At 67.1% G+C, this 20679-nt stretch carries 21 protein-coding genes and 1 riboswitch; of the genes, 14 read left to right on the forward strand and 7 right to left on the reverse strand.

What is annotated here, in order from left to right; translation table 11 throughout:
* Positions 1-9: 9 nt before the first annotated feature.
* The gene (locus I55_RS26155) at positions 10-264 is read right to left on the reverse strand and encodes a DUF6489 family protein (protein ID WP_044563665.1); all 255 of its coding nucleotides are present in this window, start codon (positions 262-264) and stop codon (positions 10-12) included.
* A gap of 174 nt (positions 265-438) precedes the next feature.
* On the opposite strand from I55_RS26155, the gene I55_RS26160 reads away from it, so the two are divergent.
* From I55_RS26160 to I55_RS26180, 5 genes are all read left to right on the forward strand, one after another.
* Positions 439-2499, forward strand: a complete 2061-nt coding sequence (locus tag I55_RS26160; protein ID WP_044563666.1) for a thioredoxin domain-containing protein — start codon at positions 439-441, stop codon at positions 2497-2499.
* A gap of 106 nt (positions 2500-2605) precedes the next feature.
* Positions 2606-3301 carry a dienelactone hydrolase family protein gene (locus I55_RS26165; RefSeq protein WP_044563667.1) on the forward strand — a complete coding sequence of 232 codons (696 nt, stop codon included), beginning with the start codon at positions 2606-2608 and terminating at the stop codon, positions 3299-3301.
* A gap of 180 nt (positions 3302-3481) precedes the next feature.
* On the forward strand, positions 3482-4456 hold the full coding sequence (locus tag I55_RS26170; protein ID WP_044563668.1) for a quinone oxidoreductase: 975 nt from the start codon (positions 3482-3484) through the stop codon (positions 4454-4456).
* A 174-nt stretch (positions 4457-4630) separates the two neighbouring features.
* Positions 4631-4819, forward strand: coding sequence for a type II toxin-antitoxin system HicA family toxin (locus I55_RS26175; protein ID WP_044563669.1), 189 nt, complete (start codon positions 4631-4633; stop codon positions 4817-4819).
* Between the two features lie 4 nt (positions 4820-4823).
* Positions 4824-5216, forward strand: a complete 393-nt coding sequence (locus I55_RS26180; protein ID WP_044563670.1) for a type II toxin-antitoxin system HicB family antitoxin — start codon at positions 4824-4826, stop codon at positions 5214-5216.
* 53 nt (positions 5217-5269) lie between these two features.
* On the opposite strand, the gene dnaQ is transcribed toward I55_RS26180, so the two are convergent.
* From dnaQ to I55_RS26205, 5 genes are all read right to left on the reverse strand, one after another.
* Complete coding sequence (gene dnaQ / locus I55_RS26185) at positions 5270-5980, reverse strand: DNA polymerase III subunit epsilon (protein ID WP_044563671.1); 711 nt, start codon at positions 5978-5980, stop codon at positions 5270-5272.
* Positions 5981-5989: 9 nt separating this feature from the next.
* On the reverse strand, positions 5990-6634 hold the full coding sequence (coaE, locus tag I55_RS26190; RefSeq protein WP_044563672.1) for a dephospho-CoA kinase: 645 nt from the start codon (positions 6632-6634) through the stop codon (positions 5990-5992).
* Between the two features lie 36 nt (positions 6635-6670).
* Positions 6671-7522, reverse strand: a complete 852-nt coding sequence (locus I55_RS26195; RefSeq protein WP_044563673.1) for a shikimate dehydrogenase — start codon at positions 7520-7522, stop codon at positions 6671-6673.
* A 134-nt stretch (positions 7523-7656) separates the two neighbouring features.
* Positions 7657-8301 carry a nucleoside triphosphate pyrophosphatase gene (locus I55_RS26200; RefSeq protein WP_044563674.1) on the reverse strand — a complete coding sequence of 215 codons (645 nt, stop codon included), beginning with the start codon at positions 8299-8301 and terminating at the stop codon, positions 7657-7659.
* Between the two features lie 6 nt (positions 8302-8307).
* Positions 8308-9216 carry a pyruvate, water dikinase regulatory protein gene (locus I55_RS26205; protein ID WP_064742540.1) on the reverse strand — a complete coding sequence of 303 codons (909 nt, stop codon included), beginning with the start codon at positions 9214-9216 and terminating at the stop codon, positions 8308-8310.
* Between the two features lie 453 nt (positions 9217-9669).
* On the opposite strand from I55_RS26205, the gene hemE reads away from it, so the two are divergent.
* The 6 genes from hemE to I55_RS26235 all read left to right on the forward strand — a co-directional run bounded on the left by hemE (position 9670) and on the right by I55_RS26235 (position 15519).
* The gene (gene hemE / locus I55_RS26210; RefSeq protein ID WP_044563676.1) at positions 9670-10752 is read left to right on the forward strand and encodes a uroporphyrinogen decarboxylase; all 1083 of its coding nucleotides are present in this window, start codon (positions 9670-9672) and stop codon (positions 10750-10752) included.
* A gap of 81 nt (positions 10753-10833) precedes the next feature.
* Positions 10834-11937, forward strand: coding sequence for a ferrochelatase (gene hemH, locus I55_RS26215; protein ID WP_049974509.1), 1104 nt, complete (start codon positions 10834-10836; stop codon positions 11935-11937).
* Between the two features lie 49 nt (positions 11938-11986).
* Positions 11987-12415: a protoporphyrinogen oxidase HemJ gene (hemJ, locus tag I55_RS26220; RefSeq protein WP_044563677.1), complete on the forward strand. Its 429-nt coding sequence runs from the start codon at positions 11987-11989 to the stop codon at positions 12413-12415.
* A 433-nt stretch (positions 12416-12848) separates the two neighbouring features.
* Positions 12849-14111 (forward strand): transcription termination factor Rho, encoded by a 1263-nt coding sequence (gene rho / locus I55_RS26225; protein WP_004271485.1) that lies wholly within the window; start codon positions 12849-12851, stop codon positions 14109-14111.
* A gap of 275 nt (positions 14112-14386) precedes the next feature.
* A complete protein-coding gene (locus tag I55_RS26230; protein WP_044563678.1) occupies positions 14387-14992 on the forward strand; it encodes a response regulator transcription factor in 606 nt (201 codons plus the stop codon).
* The gene (locus tag I55_RS26235; RefSeq protein ID WP_044563679.1) at positions 14992-15519 is read left to right on the forward strand and encodes a hypothetical protein; all 528 of its coding nucleotides are present in this window, start codon (positions 14992-14994) and stop codon (positions 15517-15519) included. The genes I55_RS26230 and I55_RS26235 overlap by 1 nt, the downstream gene beginning before the upstream one ends.
* A 115-nt stretch (positions 15520-15634) precedes the next feature.
* On the opposite strand, the gene secB is transcribed toward I55_RS26235, so the two are convergent.
* Positions 15635-16147 (reverse strand): protein-export chaperone SecB, encoded by a 513-nt coding sequence (gene secB, locus I55_RS26240; RefSeq protein ID WP_044563680.1) that lies wholly within the window; start codon positions 16145-16147, stop codon positions 15635-15637.
* 224 nt (positions 16148-16371) lie between these two features.
* Positions 16372-16449: riboswitch (SAM riboswitch) on the forward strand.
* A gap of 59 nt (positions 16450-16508) precedes the next feature.
* Here secB and metZ point away from each other — a divergent pair.
* The 3 genes from metZ to glnD form a co-directional block, all read left to right on the forward strand.
* Positions 16509-17738: an O-succinylhomoserine sulfhydrylase gene (gene metZ, locus I55_RS26245; RefSeq protein ID WP_044563681.1), complete on the forward strand. Its 1230-nt coding sequence runs from the start codon at positions 16509-16511 to the stop codon at positions 17736-17738.
* 204 nt (positions 17739-17942) lie between these two features.
* Positions 17943-18569, forward strand: a complete 627-nt coding sequence (locus I55_RS33510; protein ID WP_148293965.1) for a hypothetical protein — start codon at positions 17943-17945, stop codon at positions 18567-18569.
* A gap of 368 nt (positions 18570-18937) precedes the next feature.
* On the forward strand, positions 18938-20679 hold a 1742-nt coding region (gene glnD / locus I55_RS26255), incomplete at its 3' end, for a [protein-PII] uridylyltransferase (RefSeq protein ID WP_252181324.1).

Genomic DNA, 20679 nt, shown 5'->3' on the forward strand with positions numbered 1-20679 from the left:
CTGGATCGGTCACTTGCTGTCCTTTCCCCCGCCCATGGCGGAGGTCATCTGGTTCCACATCATTTTCTGCAACTGCTCGAATCCCTGGATGCCCACCGGCAGCCAGGTCTTCAGCAGGGCGTCCGGGTCCATGGCCGCCAGGTTGGCGCTCATACGATCCTGCATCTGGCGCATCAGGGCGTCCTGCATGGGTTTCACGTCCGGCAGGCCCAGGAAAGCACGGGCCTCTTCCGGGGTGCAATCGACGTCGACGCTGATTTTCATGGGGTCAGACCTTCCTGTTCGGTTGGAGTAAGGCGGGACGCCGGCGCACTAACAGGGATATACGCCCGGAATAACGCCTCTTTTTTCTGACCTTCACTGTAGCGGAGGCTACAGTGGGGGGCAAAGCGGCACTCGATCATCAACGACCGCATCATTCTGTGGAGATCATCCCCCATGGCGGCTTCGGACAGCATCCCACCGGCGGAGAACCTGCTGGTCCATGAGACCAGCCCCTACCTGCTGCAGCACAAGGACAACCCGGTGCACTGGCGGGCCTGGGGCCAGGAAGCGTTCGCCGAGGCCCAGGCCCTGGGCAAGCCCGTCCTGCTGTCCGTGGGGTATGCCGCCTGTCACTGGTGCCATGTCATGGCCCATGAAAGTTTCGAGCACGACGCCATATCCTCCCTGATGAACGAGCTGTTCGTGAACATCAAGGTGGACCGGGAGGAACGGCCGGACGTCGACCAGGTCTATCAGCAGGCGCTGTCCCTCCTGGGGCAACAGGGCGGCTGGCCGCTGACCATGTTCCTGACCCCCAAGGGGGAGCCTTTCTGGGGCGGCACCTATTTTCCGCCCAGTGGCCGTTATGGCCGGCCCGGCTTCCCCGACGTGCTGCGCGGCGTGGCCGAAACCTATGCCCAGGACCCCGGCAAGGTGGGCCGCAACGTGCGGGCCCTGGGTGACGCGCTGGCCCGCCTGTCGCAAGGCAACCCCGGCGGCGCCGTGACCGTGGCGGCGCTCAACGCCGTGGCCGACCGTCTGGTCCGCGAGGTCGATCCCTTCCTGGGCGGCATCAACGGCGCGCCCAAGTTCCCCCAGCCCAGCATTTTCGACCTGCTGTGGCGCGGCCATCTGCGCACCGGCCGCACCGATCTGCGCGACGCCGTCACCACCACCCTGTCCCATATGGCCCAAGGCGGCATCTACGACCACCTGGCCGGCGGCTTCGCCCGCTATTCCACGGACGAGCAGTGGCTGGTCCCCCATTTCGAAAAGATGCTTTACGACAACGCCCAGCTGGTGGCGTTGATGACCCAGGTGTGGCAGGGCACCAGGGACCCGCTGCTGGAGGTCCGCGTGCGCGAGACCGTGGGCTGGGTCCTGAACGAGATGAAGGTGCCGGGCGGGGCCTTCGGCGCCACACTGGACGCCGACAGCGAGGGGGAGGAGGGCCGCTTCTACGTCTGGACCAAGGCGGAGGTCGACCATCTGCTGGGTGAGGACGCCGAACTGTTCTGCGCCCATTACGACGTGACCGACCTGGGCAACTGGGAAGGCCACACCATCCTGAACCGGCGCACGGCCCTGGCCCCCGGCACGGCGGAGGAAAACCGGCTGGCCCATGCCCGCGCCCGCCTGCTGAAGGCCCGCGCCCTGCGCATCCGTCCCGGCTGGGATGACAAGGTGCTGGCCGACTGGAACGGCCTGATGATCGCGGCGCTGGCCCGCGCCGGTTTCGTTTTCGAACAGCCAGGCTGGATCGAGGCCGCGATCGACGCCTATGGCCATGTTGTAACAAGCCTGGGCCATAGTGGGCGGGATGGGCTGGATCGCCTGTACCACAGCGGCCGGGGCGGCCGGGCCCGTCATGCCGGCCTGCTGGAAGACTATGCCAACATGTCCAAGGCCGCCTTGACCCTGCATGAGATCACCGGCGACACCGCTTTCCTGGACCAGGCCGCGCGCTGGACGGAGACGCTGGACCGGCACTTCTGGGACGAGGACGACGGCGGCTACTTCACCACGGCGGACGATGTCGGCGACCTGCTGGTGCGGCCGCGCAACGCGCACGACAACGCCGTGCCCGCCGGCAATGGCACCCAGCTGGGCAACCTGACCCGCCTGTGGCTGCTGACCGGCCAGGACCGCTATCGCGCCCAGGCCGACACCCTGATGTGCGCCTTCAGCGGTGAACTGGAACGCAACTTCTTCCCCCTGTCGACATTCCTCAACATGGCGGAGCTGCTGCTGACCGCCGTCCATGTCGTCCTGGTGGGAGAGGGCGACGACCTGGAACCCTTCAACGCGGTGCTGCGCGGCCAGTCGCGGCCCACACTGGTGGTCAGCCGCCTGGCGCCAGGACAAAATTTGCCGGAACCGCACCCGGCGGCGGGCAAGGCCATGGTGGACGGCCGGGCCACGGCCTATGTCTGTCAGGGAATGCGGTGTTCCTTGCCCGTGACCGCGCCGGACGCCCTGGCCGACCTGCTGGCCATTAGCGCTTCCGGCCAGTGACACACATCACGGTGACAGGCCCCCGGCCGCCCGCTAAGATGGGATCATTAAGAAACGACACGTGTTTTAACCATAAAGCCAACAACCAAATCAAAGGGGTAGTGCCATGACCACGGTGACGATCGAGGCCACTGACGGCGGTAGTTTTGGCGGGTACCTGGCGATCCCGGACAGCGGCAAAGGCCCCGGCCTGGTGCTGATCCAGGAGATCTTCGGCGTCAACGCCAACATGCGCGCACTGTGCGACCATTACGCCGCCCTGGGTTACACCACGCTCTGCCCCGACCTGTTCTGGCGGCAGGAGCCAGGGGTGCAGCTGACCGACCAGACCGAGGCCGAATGGCAGCGGGCCTTCCAGCTGTACAACGGCTTCAGCGAGGCCAGCGGCGTGGAGGATCTGATCGCCAGCCTGGAATTCCTGCGGGGACATGAGGCGACCGAGGGCAAGGTGGGCACGCTGGGCTACTGCTTGGGCGGCAAGCTGGCATTCCTGATGGCCACCCGCTCCGACGCCGACGCCAACGTCAGCTACTATGGTGTGGGCCTGGACCAGGCGGTGGGCGAGGTCAGCGCCATCACCAAGCCGCTGATGCTGCACACCGCGGGCAAGGACAAGTTCTCTTCCGACGAGGTGCGGGCCAAGGTGAACGCCGCCATCGAGGGCAACCACCTGGTCACCCAGCATGTCTACGCGGACCAGGACCACGCCTTCGCCCGCGTGGGCGGGGACCACTACGACGCCAAGGCCGCCGACCTGGCCAACCAGCGCACGGCGACGTTTCTGAAGGAAACGCTGTTCTAAGCGTTTCCTTCGTTTTCCCTCAGGTGCCGGGCGCGGGCATCCGCCCGCTTGGCTGTCCTCGCTTTCCAGTCCGCTGCGCTCCCCGGAAACTTCCGGCGGACGAGAGGAGCGTCCTACACCGGCATGAGGTGCCACTCATGCCGGTGGCTTGATTGTCCAACCTTCATCAGGAGCCTGACCATGGTCCACGCCATCCGCATCCACCAGACCGGCGGTCCGGAGGTGATGAAGTGGGAGGAGGTGGCGGTGGGTGAGCCAGGCCCCGGCCAGGTCCGTCTGCGCCAGACGGCCGTGGGCCTGAACTATATCGACGTCTATGTCCGCACCGGCCTGTACAAGAACCCGCTGCCCCTGATCCCGGGCATGGAGGCGGCGGGCGTGGTGGAAGCGGTTGGCCCCGAGGTCTATGATTTCAAGATCGGCGACCGCGTCGGCTATTGCACCGGCGGCACCGGCGGTTATGCCGAGGCGCGGCTCTACCCCGCCGACCGCCTGATCCACCTGCCGGACGGTATCGACGACCGGACGGGCGCGGCCATGCTGCTGCAGGGCCTGACCGCCCATTACCTGCTCCACCGGACCTTCCCGGTGAAGCCGGGGCAGACCATCCTGTTCCACGCCGCCGCCGGCGGGGTCGGGCTGATCGCCTGCCAATGGGCGAAGGCCCTGGGCGCCACGGTCATCGGCACCGTGGGCTCGGACGAGAAGGCGGAACTGGCCCGCGCCAACGGCTGCGACCACACCATCGTCTACACGCGCGAGAATTTCGTGGAGCGGGTGAAGCAGATCACCGACGGCCAGGGCGTGCCCGTCGTCTATGACAGCATCGGCAAGGACACCTTCTACCAGAGCCTGGATTGCCTCAGCCGCCTGGGCACCATGGTCAGCTTCGGCAACGCCTCCGGACCCGTGGGGGCGGTGGACATCGGCATCCTGAACACCAAGGGCTCGCTGTTCCTGACCCGGCCGTCGCTGGGCGGCTATGTCGCCACCACCAAGGAACTGCGCGACAGCGCCAACGACCTGTTCGCCGCCGTGCTGTCCGGTAAGGTGAAGATCGACGTGCGCCAGACCTTCGCCCTCAAGGACGCGGCCCAGGCCCACATCGCCCTGGAAGCCCGCCGCACCACCGGTTCCACGGTGCTGCTGCCCTAGAGCGTGATGCGATCACGCGTGATCGCATCCCGCTCGTAACCTGTTCATGATAGAGCGGATTTACACGATCAGGTGTCTCCACCTGATCGCGTTCCGCTCTAAGGCCCTGACCGATTGGTGTGTATAAATACACATCTGCGTTGCGGAGGCGAGGAAGGGTGTGTATAAATACACATGAACAGCCGCGAGATCAGACGGGCGCTTGAGGCCGATGGCTGGTACGAGGTTGCCCAGGAGGGCAGTCATGTCCAGTTCAAGCATCCCTCCAAGCCCGGCCGCGTGACGGTGCCGCATCCCCGCAAGGATATGCCCATCGGCACGATCAAGAGCATCGAGCGGCAGGCTGATATCAAACTGCGGTGACGCCATGGCCACCTACATCGCCCTTATCCATAAGGACGCCGAGAGCGATTACGGCGTCTCGTTTCCGGACCTCCCCGGCTGCGTCACCGCCGGCAGCACCATGGACGAGGCCCTGGACATGGCCGCCGAGGCCTTGGCCCTGCATCTACGCGGCATGCGCGAGGACAACGAAGCCATTCCGGAACCCAGCGGCCTGGAAAGCATCCGCGCTCTCGCGGATAGCTCCGCCGTTGTGGCCGCCATCCGTGCCCGCAACGAGAGCGTCAAGACCACCCGGATCAACATCTCGATTCCGGAGGACGTGCTGATGGAGGTGGACGCCTATGCCGAGGCCCACGGTTACAGCCGGTCGGGTCTGCTCGTGCTCGGGGCCAAACGGCTGATGACCGCCGCCTGAAAAATCCCTGGATCGGGATGCGATCAGGTGGAATCACCTGATCGCGTTCCGCTCTAACTCGCTGAGGCCGCCGCCGGCTCCTCGCCGGCCAGCCACAGGGGCGATTTGATGGATTTGAGGAAGGCGGCGTGGGCCTCCAGTTCCTCGGCCGTCGCGGCGTGGGGACGGGGGGCGCGGAAGGTGCGCGGCACCTCCGCCACCACCAGGCCCACCTCCGCCACCTTGACGGTGGCGCCCAGCACCAGGTCGGGCTGCCGCCCACCCAGCAGCTCCAGATAGACCTCGGCCAGCAGTTGGGCGTCCAGCAAGGCGCCGTGGTAGGTGCGGCCGGAATTGTCGACGCCGAACCGGCGGCAAAGGGCGTCCAGGCTGGCCGGCGCGCCGGGGAAGCGCTTGCGCGCCATGGCCACGGTATCGATGGACCGCGCCATGGGCATGGGCTTCAGGCCCAACCGCGTGAACTCCGCGTTCAGGAAGCCCATGTCGAAGCTGGCGTTGTGGATGATCAGCGGGCTGTCCTGGATGAAGTCCAGGAAGTCGCCGGCCACGGCGGCGAACACCGGCTTGTCCGCCAGGAAGGCGGCCGAGAGACCGTGCACCGCCTCGGCCTCCGCCGGCATGTCGCGTTCCGGATTGATGTAGGCGTGCCAGCTGTTGCCCGTCGCGACATGGTTCAGCAGTTCCACGCAGCCGATTTCCACCACGCGGTCGCCGCTCAGCGCGTTGACGCCGGTGGTTTCGGTATCGAGGACGATTTCGCGCATGGGAACGGGCTACCTGGGTCTGCGTATCGAGGACGGGCGGGGACGCGGCGGCCACACCCGGCCGCGCTGCCCGGACAGCAGTGTGACGATGCCGGCCAGCCGCCGCAAGGTCAGCGCGCGGCCCAGGCCGGTGGGCACGACGAAATCCGCCCGCCGCCGCTTTTCGGCATCGGGCATCTGCCGGCGCAGGATGGCCTCCAGCTTGCCTGAACTCATACCCGGCCGGGCGAGCACCCGGGCGCGCTGCAGGCTGCGGGGGGCCGAGACAACGGCCACCCGGTCGCAATGAACCTGGCCGCCGGTTTCGAACAGCAGGGGCACGTCCAATACCGCCACCCTCGCGCCACTAGCCGCCGCGCGGCGCAGGAAGCGGTCGCGCGCCTGGCCCACCAGGGGATGGACGATGGCCTCCAGCCGCTTCAGGGCCGGCGTGTCGCCCATGACCTCCGCCGACAACCGCTGCCGGTCCACCGCCCCATCGCGCACCACGCCGGGGAAGGCCTGCGCGATGGCGGCCACCGCCGCGCCACCCTTGGCGTACAGGCGGTGCACCGTGGCGTCGCTGTCATGCACCGGGCAACCCAGGCGGCGCAGCATGGCCGCCGCCGTGGACTTGCCCATGCCGATGGACCCGGTGAGGCCTAAAACGATCATTGATATACCACCACGGGGGGCACGATCATCCCGGATTCAGTCCCCGAACACGGCGGCGTACAGGGCGTCGGTTACCGTGGGCGCCCGGCCGAACCAGGCCTCGAAACCCGGCCGGCCCTGGTGCAGCAGCATGCCGCGCCCGTCCACCGTGACATGGTCCCGGGCCTTGGCCGCCGCCAGCAAGGGCGTTTCCACCGGGGTATAGACGATGTCCGTCACCACGGCGTCGGCCGGCAACGCCGCCAGGCCCAAGTCCAGCGGCGGGTGGCCCGTCATGCCCTGGGTGGTGGCGTTGGCCAGCAGGTGGGCGCCGGCCAGGCTGTCAGCCCGCTGCTCCCAGGCCACCGCCGTGATGGGGCAGGCGATGCCATCCCTGAGGTCGTCCACCAGTTCCTGGGCCCGGGTCCGGGTGCGGTTCACCAGGCGGATCTCCGGCACACCGGCGTCGGCCAGGGCCACCACCAGCGACCGCGCCGCCCCGCCGGCGCCGACGATGACCGCCGGCCCCCGGGCCGCTGTCCACCCTGGCGCGCCCGCCCTCAGGTTCTCGATGAAGCCGAAGCCGTCGGTGTTGCGGCCCTCCAGCGTGCCGTCGGCCTGGACGATGACGGTGTTGACCGCTCCCATGCGCCGGGCGGTCTCATCCACCTGGTCCACGGTGCGGAACGCGGCCTCCTTGTGCGGCACGGTGACGTTGCAGCCGACAAGGCCCAGGGCGGGCAGGGCGCGCAGGGCCTGCTCGATGCGATCCGGCGGCACGGCCAGGGGCACGTAGGCGCCGTCGATGCCATATTCCGCCAGCCAATGGCCGTGCAGGCGCGGGCTGCGGCTGTGCCCGACCGGCCAGCCCATGACGCCCGCGACACGCGCCTTTCCTGATATGTTCATGGTCCCTCAGACGCCGGCGGGGCATCCGCCCTTGGCTTATCCTCGATTTTCAGTCCGCCTTCGGCTCCCCGAAAACCTCCGGCGGCCGCAGTCGCGGCCCAGGAGATTAACAGGGCCCATTCAGTTGGGCAGCTTCAGTTGGGCAGCACGCCGCGCACGCGCAGGAAGCCCAGCAGCGGCAGCAGCGGCAGGCCCAGGATGGTGAAGTGGTCGCCGGCCACACGGGCGAACAGCTGGGCGCCCAGGCCTTCCAGCTGATACCCGCCGACGGAGGTCAGCACGGCGTCGCCGGCGGCATCCAGATAGCGCTCGATGAAATCGTCGCTCAGCGACCGCATGGTCAGCTTGGCCTGATCGGTCTGGTGCCAGACGCGGTTGTTGTTGTGGAACAGCACGGCGGTCGTGACCAGGCGTTGGGTACGGCCGGACAGGGCGCGCAACTGCTCGGCGGCGCCGGCGCGGTCCTCGGGCTTGTCGAACCAGCGGCCCTCGCATTCCAGCATCTGGTCGGCGCCGATGACGTAGGCGCCGGGCACCTTGGCGGCGACGCGCGACGCCTTCAGGTCGGCCAGGGCCTCCGCCGTCTCCTCCACCGTCAGGCCGCCGGCCTTGCACGACAGCTTGACCTCCTCCTCATCCACGCCGGGCCGGTGGGCCACCACCTCCAGCCCCGCCTGGCGCAGCAGGGACAGGCGCGTGGCGCTGCCGGACGCCAGCACCACCGGCTGGGCCGACAAGGGACGTGGCGAATGGGCCGGCGGGAAATCTTCAGGCGGCATCGGCACTCACATTCCGGAATGGGGCAGGCGGGGGGACAGGCGCGGGCCCTCGGCCGGCTCGCCCACCGGGTTGATGGCTTCGGCCCCCGCCGGGCGGCGGCGGGCCAGCAGCATCAGGATTTCGGCCGCCGTCTCCTCGATGGAGCGGCGGGTGACGTCGAGGACCGGCCAGCCCTTGCGGCTGTACAGGCGCCGTGCCTCCGACAGTTCCGACCGCACCTGCTCGGGATCGACGTAGCTGGTCTCCTCCCCCTGGTTCAGCAGGCGCAGGCGGTTGCGGCGGATCTGGATCAGCCGCTCCGGGTCCTTGGTCAGGCCCACCACCAGGGGGCGGGACACCTGGTCCAGCTCCGGCGGCAGGGGACAGCCGGGGACGAAGGGGATGTTGGCCGCCTTGATGCCGCGGTTGGCCAGGTAGATGCAGGTCGGCGTCTTGGAGGTGCGGGAGACGCCGACCAGGATGACGTCGGCTTGGTGCAGTTCCCAGGCCGTCTGGCCATCGTCATGGCCCAGCGCGAAGTCCATGGCGTCGATGCGGCTGAAATACTCCGCGTCCAGGGCGTGCTGGCGGCCCGGCTGGCTCTGGCTTTCCAGGCCCAGGTAGGCGGCCAGCGAATTGATCAGGTGGTCCAGCACCGGCACGCAGGGGATGCCGATCTCGCGGCAGGTGTCCTGCAGGCGGCGGCGCAGCCGCTCGTTCACCAGGGTAAACATCACCAGCCCGGGATTATCGCGGATGCCGTCAATCACCATCTCCAGCTGCCGGTCGGTGCGGACCAGGTTCCAGAAATGCTCGACGGGCTCCACATGGTCGAACTGCGAGACGCAGGCACGGGCCACGGAGTTGATGGTCTCACCCGTGGCGTCCGACACCAGGTGCAGGTGGAATTGCTTAGACTGTGACGTCTGGCTCAAGGGCGGCACTCCGGCGGGCGAACGGGCCTGTGGGTTTTATCTGGGGAAAACCGTCGGAAAAAGCGGGAAAAAGCCTACGGAAACGGATCCGGATTTCATTCCATACAGGCTTGCCGGGATCCCATGCGGCGGAAACCCGGATCTGGAAAAAGGCTGGCCACCCCTTCGAACAACCGGGGGCGGATGCCGCCGCCGCCCACTTATCCCCGGGATCCCCAGACCATGCGGACTCTATACCATTCCAGGGCTCCGGCCAGAAACCCCGCACCTTCATCCACAATCCAAAGACCTCGCCCGGGATCCCGCGAACCCTGTGGATGGAATTGGCATGACTGGGAATTCCCGTTATCCACAGGACCAACAACCACCCCATTCCTTTTTCAAGTTAGGTCAGAGTAGAAAAGGGACCTATGGGAAAACGTCGAGCCCGGCCGTCAGATCAGGCCAGCCCTCATGGAGACCGCCTTGTCCCAGATCCAGCCCCAAAGCCGGCCGGACCGCCTGCTGCTGCGCACCCTGAACGGCGAGACCTCGCCCCGGCCGCCCTTCTGGCTGATGCGCCAGGCCGGCCGCTACCTGCCGGAATACCGGGAGGTGCGGGCCCAGGCCGGCGGCTTCCTGGATCTGTGCCTGAACCCGGACCTGGCGACCGAAGTGACGTTGCAGCCCATCCGCCGCTATGGCATGGACGCGGCCATCCTGTTCTCCGACATCCTGATCCTGCCGCACGCCCTGGGGCAGAAGGTGTGGTTCGCAGAAGGCGAGGGGCCGCGTCTTGACCCCATCCGCGACCAGGCCGGACTGGACCGCCTGGATGTCGCCAACCTGACGGCGCGGGCGGAACCGGTCTATGAGGCCGTGCGGCGCATACGGGCGGCGCTGCCGGATCCGGTGACGCTCATCGGCTTCGCCGGCAGCCCCTGGACGGTCGCGACCTATATGGTGGAAGGCGCCGGGTCCAAGGAGTTTCTGCACGCCAAGGGCTGGGCCTACCGGGATCCGGCGGGTTTTCAGCGCCTGATCGACCTGCTGGTGGAAACCACCGTCACCCACCTGTCCGGCCAGATTCACGCGGGTGCGGAGGTGGTGCAACTGTTCGACAGCTGGGCGGGCGCCCTGGCGCCGGCGGAATTCGCCCGCTGGTCCATCGCCCCCACCCAGGCCATCGTGAAGGCCCTGAAGGACAAGCATCCGGGGGTCCCCGTCATCGGCTTTCCGCGCGGGGCCGGAATCGGTATCCAGGTTTATGTGGAGCAGACCGGGGTGGACGCGGTCAGCCTGGATACGTCCGTTCCGCTGGACTGGGCGGCCAGCGCCCTGCAGAGCCGCGTGCCCGTCCAGGGCAACCTGGATCCCCTGGCCCTGGTGGCGGGGGGGGAGGCGTTGCGCCGCGCCGCCACCGACATCCTGTCCACGCTGGGCAAGGGGCCGTTCATCTTCAACCTGGGCCATGGCATCGTGCAGCAAACCCCGCCGCAGCATGTGGCGGACCTCGCCCGCTTGATTCAGGAATGGCCATCCTCACATCAGGGATGAGCCGGACCCGGTGATCCGACGCGCGGACGGCGCCGTATCCGTCCGCGCTTTCCACACGACCCGAACGACCGCCTGAGGCCCATGAGCCCGCTGCCCCTTCCCGACATCGCGTCCGGCGACACCCAGGCGTCGCCTAAGGCCGCCCGCGCCCGGCGCATTGCCGTCGTCCTGTTCAACCTGGGCGGGCCGGATCGCCTGGAGGCGGTACGGCCCTTCCTCTACAACCTGTTCCGCGACCCGGCCATCATCCGCCTTCCGGCGCCCCTCCGCCAGCTGGTGGCGCACCTGATCTCCAGCCGGCGGGACAAGGTGGCCCAGGGCATCTACCAGACGCTGGGCGGCGGCTCCCCCCTGCTGCCCAACACCCAGGCCCAGGCCCGCGCCCTGGAACAGCAGTTGTGGGACGCCGGCGCGGTGCGGGCGTTCGTCGCCATGCGCTATTGGCATCCTTTCAGTGACGCCGTGGCCCACGACGTGAAGGACTGGGAGCCGGACGAGGTGGTGCTGCTGCCTCTTTACCCGCAGTTCTCCACCACCACCACGGCCTCCAGCCTGAAGGACTGGCACCGGGCGGCCAAGGCGGTGGGCCTGACGGCGCCCTCGCGCGCCATCTGCTGCTATCCGGATGAACCAGGCTTCATCAGCGCCACGGCCAAGCTGGTCCGCGCTGGCGTCGAGGAAGCGGCCCCGCATGGCAAGCCCCGTGTCCTGTTCTCCGCCCACGGCCTGCCGGAAAAGGTGGTGAAGGACGGCGACCCCTACCAGATCCAGTGCGAGCGCACGGCCCAGGCGGTGGTGAAGGCCCTGCGCATCGACGGCCTGGACTGGGTCTCCTGCTACCAGAGCCGGGTCGGTCCCATGAAGTGGATCGGCCCCTCGACGGATGAGGAGATCCGGCGGGCAGGCCGCGACAAGGTGCCGGTGGTGGTGGCGCCCATCGCCTTCGTCTCCGAACATTCCGAAACCCTGGTGGAGATCGAGCACGAGTACCGGCACCTGGCCAAGGAACTGGGCGTGCCCCATTTCGTGCGCGTGCCGACCGTGGGTGTCGAACCCCCCTTCATCCAGGGGCTGGCGGGCCTGGTGCGCCAGGCGCTGACCCGCGCCTCCGGCGGTCCGGTCCTGTGCGGCACCGGCTTGCGGATATGTCCCAGCGGCAAAGCCGGTTGCCCTCAGCCTGGCTGAGGGGCATAAGAGGTCCGGAACTCAGCTGAACAGGGCAGGGCGCATTCCCATGTACCTCTGGATCAAGGCCGTCCACGTCATCGCCGTGATTTCCTGGATGGCGGGCCTGCTCTACCTGCCCCGGCTGTTCGTCTACCATTGCGACGCCCCGGCGGGCTCGCCGCAATCAGAGACGTTCAAGGTCATGGAACGGCGTCTGCTGCGGGCCATCATGAACCCGGCCATGATTCTGGCCTGGGCCTGCGGCCTGGCCATGATCACCCTGGATCCGGGCCTTCTGAAGGGGGCCGGCTGGCTGCATGCCAAACTGACCTTGGTGGTGCTGATGACGGGGGCACACATGGCCATGGCCCGCTGGCGCCGGGATTTCGCGGAGGATCGCAACACCCGGCCCGCCCGGTTCTACCGCATCGCCAACGAGGTGCCGACCCTGCTGATGATCCTGATCGTCATCCTGGTCATCACCCGTCCGTTCTGATTGGCCCATTCCGACTGGGCCATTCCGACTGGGCCATTCTGATCCGGCAGTCTTGTTATTGCGCGGTTCAAGTTCCCGGCCTGGCTCGGGATATTAGGACCTAGGTCGGATGCGCCCATGGGATCCGGGTCTTTTTGTTTTGACTTGGCCGCACCTCCTGTACTAATCCTGAAACAGGTCAAGGCCCGTAACACCGGGATGATCCCGAGTCGCCCCCACATACGGGTGCCAGGCTTGTGAGACATCCCCGCCCCCCTCCCCGGGATGGGCGCAGTGAGGCCAATTTCCCCGAACTTCCGTTGTCACCCGGCATTGCCCTCTTTTTTCCCCGGTGATGCCATCCTTCCACCCTCCACACCCTATTCCATGAGGCCGGGGCCGACGGCCAAGCCCGTCGTCTTCATTCCCCCCGGGTCTCCCCGACAGGACGAAGATGAATCTCCAAGAGTTGAAGGCTAAGTCGCCGGCCGAGCTGCTGGCGTTCGCGGAAGAGTTGCAGATCGAGAACGCGGGCACCCTGCGCAAGCAGGACATGATGTTCGCCATCCTGAAGCAGTTGGCCGAGAACGACGTGCCGATCTTCGGCGAAGGCGTGCTGGAGGTTCTGCAGGACGGCTTCGGCTTCCTGCGCTCGCCCGAGAGCAACTACCTGCCGGGCCCGGATGACATCTACGTCAGCCCCAGCCAGGTGCGCCGTTTCGGCCTGCGTACCGGCGACACGGTGGAAGGACAGATCCGTTCCCCCAAGGATGGCGAGCGCTACTTCGCCCTGCTGAAGGTCGGCTCCATCAACTTCGACCACCCGGACAAGGTGCGTCACCGCATCAACTTCGACAACCTGACGCCCCTCTACCCTGAAGAGCGGCTGAAGCTGGAGATCGAGGATCCGGTCCGCAACAAGAAGGACATGACCACCCGGGTCATCGACCTGGTGGCCCCGCTGGGCAAGGGCCAGCGCGCCCTGATCGTGGCGCCGCCGCGCACCGGCAAGACGGTGATGCTGCAGAACATCGCCCACTCCATCGCCACCAACCATCCAGAGGTCTACCTCATCGTCCTGCTGATCGATGAGCGCCCAGAGGAAGTGACCGACATGGCCCGCTCCGTCCGGGGCGAGGTCATCAGCTCCACCTTCGATGAGCCGGCGACCCGCCACGTGCAGGTGACGGAGATGGTGCTGGAGAAGGCCAAGCGCCTGGTGGAACACAAGCGCGATGTCGTCATCCTGCTGGACAGCATCACCCGCCTGGCCCGCGCCTACAACACGGTGGTGCCGTCCTCGGGCAAGGTGCTGACGGGTGGTGTGGACGCCAACGCCCTGCAGCGGCCCAAGCGCTTCTTCGGTGCCGCCCGCAACATCGAGGAAGGCGGCAGCCTGACCATCATCGCCACCGCGCTGATCGATACGGGCTCGCGGATGGACGAGGTGATCTTCGAAGAGTTCAAGGGCACCGGTAACTCGGAAATCGTCCTGGACCGCAAGTTGTCCGACAAACGCGTCTTCCCGGCCATCGATATCCAGAAGTCCGGCACCCGCAAGGAAGAATTGCTGGTTGAAAAAGGCACGATGGCGAAGATGTGGATCCTGCGCCGCATCCTCAATCCCATGGGCGCCACCGACGCTGTCGAATTCCTGATCGATAAGCTCAAGCAGAGTAAGCAGAATTCAGAATTCTTCGAGAGCATGAATCAGTAAGATAGCTATAGTATCTCTCTGTAGGGCGTCATTGCTGGGCGATGGCGCCCTTTTTCTTTGCAATAAAGACAACAGACGCCGTGCGAATGGTGTGTTAACCAAAAATACACGTTTTTCCGGGTATCCTCGGCTTACTTGGAAATCCGACAAAGTCGTTTGCGTCCGGTAGGAATTTTCTGCTTGCACAACCCTTGCCGACGCTGAAAAAAGGTTCAAATAGCATGTCTTATTGGTCTATCCTTTTGGATAGAGCAACCGCCGGGGGGTCGCCTCACATGCGCTTACTGATTGCCGATGACCATGGACTGGTGCGCGATGCCTTGTCTTCACATATCGAAAGACAAGCGCCGGGTGCCATCGTCGTGGGGGCGGCCAGCGTGGATGAGGCGGTGGCCCTTCTGCGCCAGGAGAAGCTCATCGACCTGTTGATCCTGGATCTGCGGATGCCGGGCATGAACGGCCTGGATGGCCTGCAACGGGTGCGCACGGAATTCCCCGCCCTCAAGGTGGCGCTGATGTCGGGCCTGGCCCGGCCGGACGAAATCCGCGGCGCCTTCGCCCGCGGCGCGGTGGGCTTCCTGCCCAAGACGCTCAGCGCCACGGAACTGCTGTCCGCCATCCAGACCATGCTGTCCGGCGAACGCTTCATTCCGGCTGATCTCAACACCGCCGACACAGCCGATGGCGCCAGCTTCACCCGGCGTGAGCGGGAGGTGCTGGACTACCTGCTCCAGGGCCGCTCCAACAAGGAGATCGCGCGTTCGCTGGAGCTGGAGGAGGTGACGGTGAAGCTGCACGTGCGCGGCATCTGCCGCAAGCTGGGCGCCAAAAACCGTACGCAGGCGGTGATGCGCGCGGTGGAGATGGGCATCGCCAGCTGATGGCGGGCCCCACCATCGACGAGGCCCAAGGCGACGCCGCCCAGGGCGACGCGGCCAAAGGGGGGGAGCCTGATGGGCGCCTCGTTCCCGCCACCTTCCTGCATGACCTGAACAATCTGCTGACCGCCATCCACGGCTATTCCTCCCTGCTGGTGGCGGATCTGCCCGCCGGTGGAACGGAGCAGGACTTCGCGTCCCGCATCCTGGCCGCCGCGGAAGAGGCGCGCCAGCTTGTCGCCAAGGTGCCGCGCAGGCGGCCGGTTTCCACCGTGCGCGTCCTGCTGGTGGGCGGGGCGCTGGCCCGTCTGGCCGGGGCGCTGGAAACCCTGGGGCTGGAGGTCACGCTGGCGGCGTCGACCAAGGAGGCGCAGGGCGCCCTGAAGGCTGGCGGCAACGACTGGGATGTGGTGGCAGGCACCGCGCAGACGGCCAACGGCTTGGATGCCTGCGGCCTTCCCGTGGCCACCGTGCCCGCCGGCGCCGATGCCGTCACGGTGGATGCGCTCATCCGCGCCGCGCGCCGGTAATCCCTCAAGCTCTTGGCGGCCACATCCCGTGGCCTTGCTTTCTTTCGATCGCCGAAAAGAAAACCGCCCGGGCCGTGAGGCGCCGGGCGGCTGTCTTGTCCGGAATGGATCAGGCTCAGGCCTGGGCCATGTCTTCCGGCTTTTCCGCCGCCAGCACCTGGCGGCGGTACAGGTCGACGAAGTCCAGCGGCTGCAGCATCAGCGGCGGGAAGCCACCGTCGCGCACGGCGTCCGACACGATGGAGCGGGCGAAGGGGAACAGCAGGCGCGGCGCCTCGATCAGCAGGACGGCGCGGGTCTGGTCCAGCGGCATGGGGGGCATGGAGAAGATGCCGGCGTAGGACAGCTCGACGATGAAGGCGGTGCGGCCCTCGTGGGTGGCTTCGGCGCGAATGTTCAGCGCCACCTCGTGCACGTTCTCCGCCACGTTGCGGGCCTGCACGTCGACCTGCAGGTCGACCTTGGGCTGCTGGGCGTTCATCAGGCTGGCGGGGGCGTTCGGGTTCTCGAACGACAGATCCCGGACATACTGGGCATTGACCACCAGCGGCAGCATGCCGGCGCCCTCGGTGGCGGCGGCGCCATTGCCGCCATTAGCGGTGCCGTTCAGGCTGGTCTCATCGGACATAGGTCTGGGACTCCCGGTAAAAGCAAGTCAGCTATTCCGCCGACGCGGACTGACGCGCGCGGGACTAGCACGGAAGCGGCTGGGCGGCAACCAGGCATTATGGCCCGGCGCCCGTGGGCGACGGCGAAACCCGTCGCCGCCGGTCCCGTTCCCCCGGTCATCTCCCCGCTTCATTGTCGCGATGACAAGGATGCCGTTGACGCTTCCCGCCAGCCGGGCCTAAAACCGGATCCCGTGGTGATTTGCTGACCGGCTTGCAGACCACGTTAAACAAGCTGCTAAAAGGTCGGGCCGTACATGAGGTACACCGACCACGCTGCACGACCGTGCCGGTCGCGGTTGCCTTATTGGAGTGACGGCCATGGGCCATACGCCTGACGATTCCAAGTCCCCCGCATCCCCGGCCCTGCGCCCCCCGGCCTTACGTCCGCGTACCCAGCTGGTGCACGGCGGCACGCGCCGCAGCGGGTTCGACGAAACCTCCGAAGCCCTGTTCCTGACATCCGGCTTCATCTACGGCAGCGCGGAGGAAGCGGAGGCCGCCTTCGTCAACGACGGTTCCCGCTTCGTCTATTCCCGCTTCCGCAACCCGACCGTGGCCATGCTGGAGGAACGGTTGGCCGGGTATGAGGGCTTCGCCCGCTGTATCGCCACGGCCAGCGGCATGGCCGCCGTCAACCTGGCCGTGATGGGCCTGCTGAAGGCCGGCGACCGCATCGTGGCGCCGCACGCCCTGTTCGGTTCCTGTCTCTACATCGTCAAGGACCTGGCGCCGCGCTACGGCATCCAGTGCACCCTGGTCGAGGGTACCGACCTGGCGCAGTGGCGGGAGGCCCTGGCCGCCCCGGCCACCGTCGTCTTCCTGGAAAGCCCCAGCAATCCGACCATGCAGGTGGTGGACGTGGCCGCCGTGACGGAGATGGCCCACAAGGCCGGCGCCCGCGTGGTGGTCGACAACGTCTTCGCCACGCCGGTGCTGCAGCGGCCCAAGGATCTGGGCGCCGACGTCGTCGTCTATTCCGCCACCAAGCACATCGACGGACAGGGCCGCTGCCTGGGTGGTGCGGTGCTGTGCGATGACGAGGTGGCCGCCCTGCTAGCCCCCGTGCTGCGCCATACCGGCCCGTCCATGAGCCCCTTCAACGCCTGGGTGCTGCTGAAGGGGCTGGAGACGCTGGAACTGCGCGTGAACGCCCAGGCCGCGTCCGCCCTGGCGCTGGCCCGGTTCCTGGAGGCCCACCCGGCGGTGGACAAGGTGCTGTACCCGGGCCTACCCAGCCATCCGCAGCATGATCTGGCCATGCGCCAGATGACGGCCGGCGGCACGCTGATCACCCTGGACGTCAAGGGTGGGAAGGAGGCGGCCTTCCGCCTGCTGAACGCGCTGAAGATCATCAAGATCTCCAACAACCTGGGTGACGCCAAAAGCCTGATCACCCACAACGGCACCACCACCCACCAGCGCCTGACCGACGAGGAGAAGGCCAAGGTGGGCATCAGCGCCGGCACCCTGCGCCTGTCGGTGGGGCTGGAGGACGTGGACGACCTGCGCGACGACCTGGCCGCCGGCCTGGCTGCGGCCGCCGGCTGACGAAGCCCCAGTCAGGCGGCGCGTGTCAGCCGGCGCGTGTCTGGCGGCGCGGGACCCGGTTCCGCGCCGTTCGCGCCCGGCGGATTGTTCCTGATCAATTCAACTTTGGTCTCAGGTGTCACCACAACTTGTTTTGTGGACGGGGTGAAGCGTTTCCCATAATGTTGCGGTGCACAAATGCAGCGCAACATAAGGGAGACCCTGATGCCGGACCGGCATTTCCCTTACCCCGCCAAGGCGCCGCGCCCGGCCAAACGGCCCGGACGGGGGCGCATCGGCATGGTCATTCCCGGCACCCCCGAAGCCATGCACTTGAAGCGTGCCCAGGTGGAACTGGACCGGGTGGCGACCCGGGTGCATGAGACGGCCTTCGCCTCCGCCCACACCATCAACGCCCGGCTGGGCCTGCTGGCCCAGACCGGTGGTGATCCGGTGGCGCTGGGCACCAATCCCGAATTCGAGCGCATGGGCCGCGAGAAGGTGGAGGCCTTCGCGGACTCCGCCCTGGCCCTGGTGGGCGGCATGCGCGCCTTCCAGGACGCCTGGTGGCGCTGGCGGGATCATCAGGTGGATGCCCTGGGCGAATTCGCCCGCGCCACCTGGTCCTCCTGGCATCCCGGCGACTGGGTGACGGCGGAACGCCGCCTGGTGACCTCCACCTTGCGCGCCGCGACCGGCGCCTTCACCCGCTTCAGCCATGCCACCAGCCGTTTGGGCGGCCTGGGGCTGGCTCCCATCCATCGCGCCGCCTCGGCCAACGCCCGGCGGCTGTCGCTGGTGCCCCGCCTGTTGCCGCACCGGGCGGAAACGGCGGGTGACGGCGGCGGCTGAGATCCGCCGTCAAAACCGGTCCCCGCGACAGGGAGGGGGGCCGGCGGAAGTGATGTCAGCCTGAAGCCTGGAAAACCGAACAAGAACATCCGGGGGGCAACATGGGACATATGGGCAAGGGTGGATCCGCCGGCAAATCGCCATCCGGCGACACCGCGGTGATGGATGGAAAGACGGCCGATGATGGAAAAGTGCCGGGGGGCAAACGGCTAGGCAAGGTGTCGGCCCGCGCATGGGGTGATGCGTGGGAAAAAGTTTGTGCCATACTCCCCGTCCGTCCCGGGACCCGCGGTGCTGGTGCCCCGACCCTGGATGGTATCCGCCCGGCGGGTAAGCCTGCCGGGGCCTTGCCAGAGATCCGTCGCGCCATGTCCGCCATGTCCAAGCTCAAGTCCGCCCTGTCACACCCGGATGAGGATGTCGCCCTGCCCGAGGCGCTGCCCACGGCGGAGATGCTGACCACCCGCCTGGCCAACCTGGCGGATGGCGATCTGCGGCCCGACGCCTTGCGCGCCGGCATCCTGGCCCTGATGCGGCAGACCCTGGACCAGGGCCGCGCCTTGATCCGCCGGCGGCTGGAAAATGGCGGCCGGGGGGAGGTCTGCCTGCGCGAGGCCACGGCCCTGACCGACGCCATCGTCGTGTCGCTGGCGGATTTTGCCCTGCATCGCGTCTTCCCCACCGCCGGTCCCACCCGGGGTGAGAAGTTCGCCGTGGTCGCCACCGGCGGCTACGGCCGCAAGGAGATGGCGCCCTTCTCCGATGTCGACCTGCTGTTCCTGCTGCCCTACAAGCGCACGCCGCGTATCGAGCAGGTGGTGGAATACGTCCTCTACCTGCTGTGGGATCTGGGGCTGAAGGTCGGTCACGCCGTGCGCTCCGTCGATGAGTGCGTGCGCCAGGCCCTGGGCGACATCACCATACGCACCAGCCTGCTGGAAGCCCGCTTCCTTTATGGCGACGACAAGCTGTACGCGGAATTCCGCAAGCGCTTCGCCAAGGAGGTGGTGGCCAACACCGGCCCGGCCTTCATCGAGGCCAAGCTGGCCGAGCGCGACAGCCGCCACCTGAAGTTCTGCGACAGCCGCTATGTGCTTGAGCCCAACGTGAAGGAGGGCAAGGGCGGCCTGCGCGACCTGCAGACCCTTTATTGGATCGCCAAGTACGTCTACCAGGTCGACAAGGTGAAGGACCTGGTGGCCAACGGCGTGCTGCTGGCGGAGGAGGCGCAGCGCTTCGCCAAGGCGCAGAACTTCCTGTGGACCTGCCGCTGCCACCTGCACTACCTGACCGGCCGGGGGGAGGACCGCCTGACCTTCGACGTGCAGGGGGAGATGGCGCGCCGCCTGGGCTACACCGACCATGCCGGCACCAGCGACGTCGAACGCTTCATGAAGCACTACTTCCTGATGGCCAAGGACGTGGGCGACCTGACCCGCATCATCTGCGCCACCCTGGAACAGGAAAGCCAGCGGCCGCCCCGCTTCGCCTTCCTGCGGCGCCTGAAGCCCAGTGAGTTGGAAGGCTTCGTCATCGACAACGGCCGTCTCAGCATCCGCGACGACCGCCATTTCCGCGACAAGCCGGTGGACATGGTGCGGCTGTTCCGCGTGGCGCAGTGGCACAACCTGGACATCCACCCCAAGGCCCTGCGCGCGCTGGCCCGGTCGATCTCGACGCTGGGTCCCAAGGTGCGCAACGATCCGGAGGCCAACCGCCTGTTCCTGGAGATCCTGGGATCGCGCAAGGACCCCGAGGTCACGCTGCGCCGCATGAACGAGGCCGGGGTGCTGGGCCGTTTCCTGCCGGATTTCGGCCGGGTCGTGGCGCAGATGCAGTACGACATGTACCACATGTTCACGGTGGACGAGCACACGCTGTTCGCCATGGGCATCCTGCACGACATTGAAAAGGGCAACCTGAAGGACGAGGTGCCGATGGCCTGCGAGGTCATCCACATCGTCAGCTCCAAGCGCGCCCAGTCGGTGGCCCTGATGATGCACGACGTGGCGAAGGGCCGGGGCGGCGACCACTACATCCTGGGCGCCAAGGTGGCGGAGAAGCTGTGCCCCCGTCTGGGCATGCCGGAGGAGGAGACGGAAACCGGTGG

It is taken from the genome of Azospirillum sp. B4, from assembly GCF_000333275.1.
Taxonomy (GTDB): domain Bacteria; phylum Pseudomonadota; class Alphaproteobacteria; order Azospirillales; family Azospirillaceae; genus Nitrospirillum.

Bases quoted from the DNA above. Each gene is read 5' to 3' on its own strand.
- I55_RS26155 (WP_044563665.1), bottom strand. From the start codon at position 264: ATGAAAATCAGCGTCGACGTCGATTGCACCCCGGAAGAGGCCCGTGCT.
- I55_RS26160 (WP_044563666.1), top strand. From the start codon at position 439: ATGGCGGCTTCGGACAGCATCCCACCGGCGGAGAACCTGCTGGTCCAT.
- I55_RS26165 (WP_044563667.1), top strand. From the start codon at position 2,606: ATGACCACGGTGACGATCGAGGCCACTGACGGCGGTAGTTTTGGCGGG.
- I55_RS26170 (WP_044563668.1), top strand. From the start codon at position 3,482: ATGGTCCACGCCATCCGCATCCACCAGACCGGCGGTCCGGAGGTGATG.
- I55_RS26175 (WP_044563669.1), top strand. From the start codon at position 4,631: ATGAACAGCCGCGAGATCAGACGGGCGCTTGAGGCCGATGGCTGGTAC.
- I55_RS26180 (WP_044563670.1), top strand. From the start codon at position 4,824: ATGGCCACCTACATCGCCCTTATCCATAAGGACGCCGAGAGCGATTAC.
- dnaQ (WP_044563671.1), bottom strand. From the start codon at position 5,980: ATGCGCGAAATCGTCCTCGATACCGAAACCACCGGCGTCAACGCGCTG.
- coaE (WP_044563672.1), bottom strand. From the start codon at position 6,634: ATGATCGTTTTAGGCCTCACCGGGTCCATCGGCATGGGCAAGTCCACG.
- I55_RS26195 (WP_044563673.1), bottom strand. From the start codon at position 7,522: ATGAACATATCAGGAAAGGCGCGTGTCGCGGGCGTCATGGGCTGGCCG.
- I55_RS26200 (WP_044563674.1), bottom strand. From the start codon at position 8,301: ATGCCGCCTGAAGATTTCCCGCCGGCCCATTCGCCACGTCCCTTGTCG.
- hemE (WP_044563676.1), top strand. From the start codon at position 9,670: ATGGAGACCGCCTTGTCCCAGATCCAGCCCCAAAGCCGGCCGGACCGC.
- hemH (WP_049974509.1), top strand. From the start codon at position 10,834: ATGAGCCCGCTGCCCCTTCCCGACATCGCGTCCGGCGACACCCAGGCG.
- hemJ (WP_044563677.1), top strand. From the start codon at position 11,987: ATGTACCTCTGGATCAAGGCCGTCCACGTCATCGCCGTGATTTCCTGG.
- rho (WP_004271485.1), top strand. From the start codon at position 12,849: ATGAATCTCCAAGAGTTGAAGGCTAAGTCGCCGGCCGAGCTGCTGGCG.
- I55_RS26230 (WP_044563678.1), top strand. From the start codon at position 14,387: ATGCGCTTACTGATTGCCGATGACCATGGACTGGTGCGCGATGCCTTG.
- I55_RS26235 (WP_044563679.1), top strand. From the start codon at position 14,992: ATGGCGGGCCCCACCATCGACGAGGCCCAAGGCGACGCCGCCCAGGGC.
- secB (WP_044563680.1), bottom strand. From the start codon at position 16,147: ATGTCCGATGAGACCAGCCTGAACGGCACCGCTAATGGCGGCAATGGC.
- metZ (WP_044563681.1), top strand. From the start codon at position 16,509: ATGGGCCATACGCCTGACGATTCCAAGTCCCCCGCATCCCCGGCCCTG.
- I55_RS33510 (WP_148293965.1), top strand. From the start codon at position 17,943: ATGCCGGACCGGCATTTCCCTTACCCCGCCAAGGCGCCGCGCCCGGCC.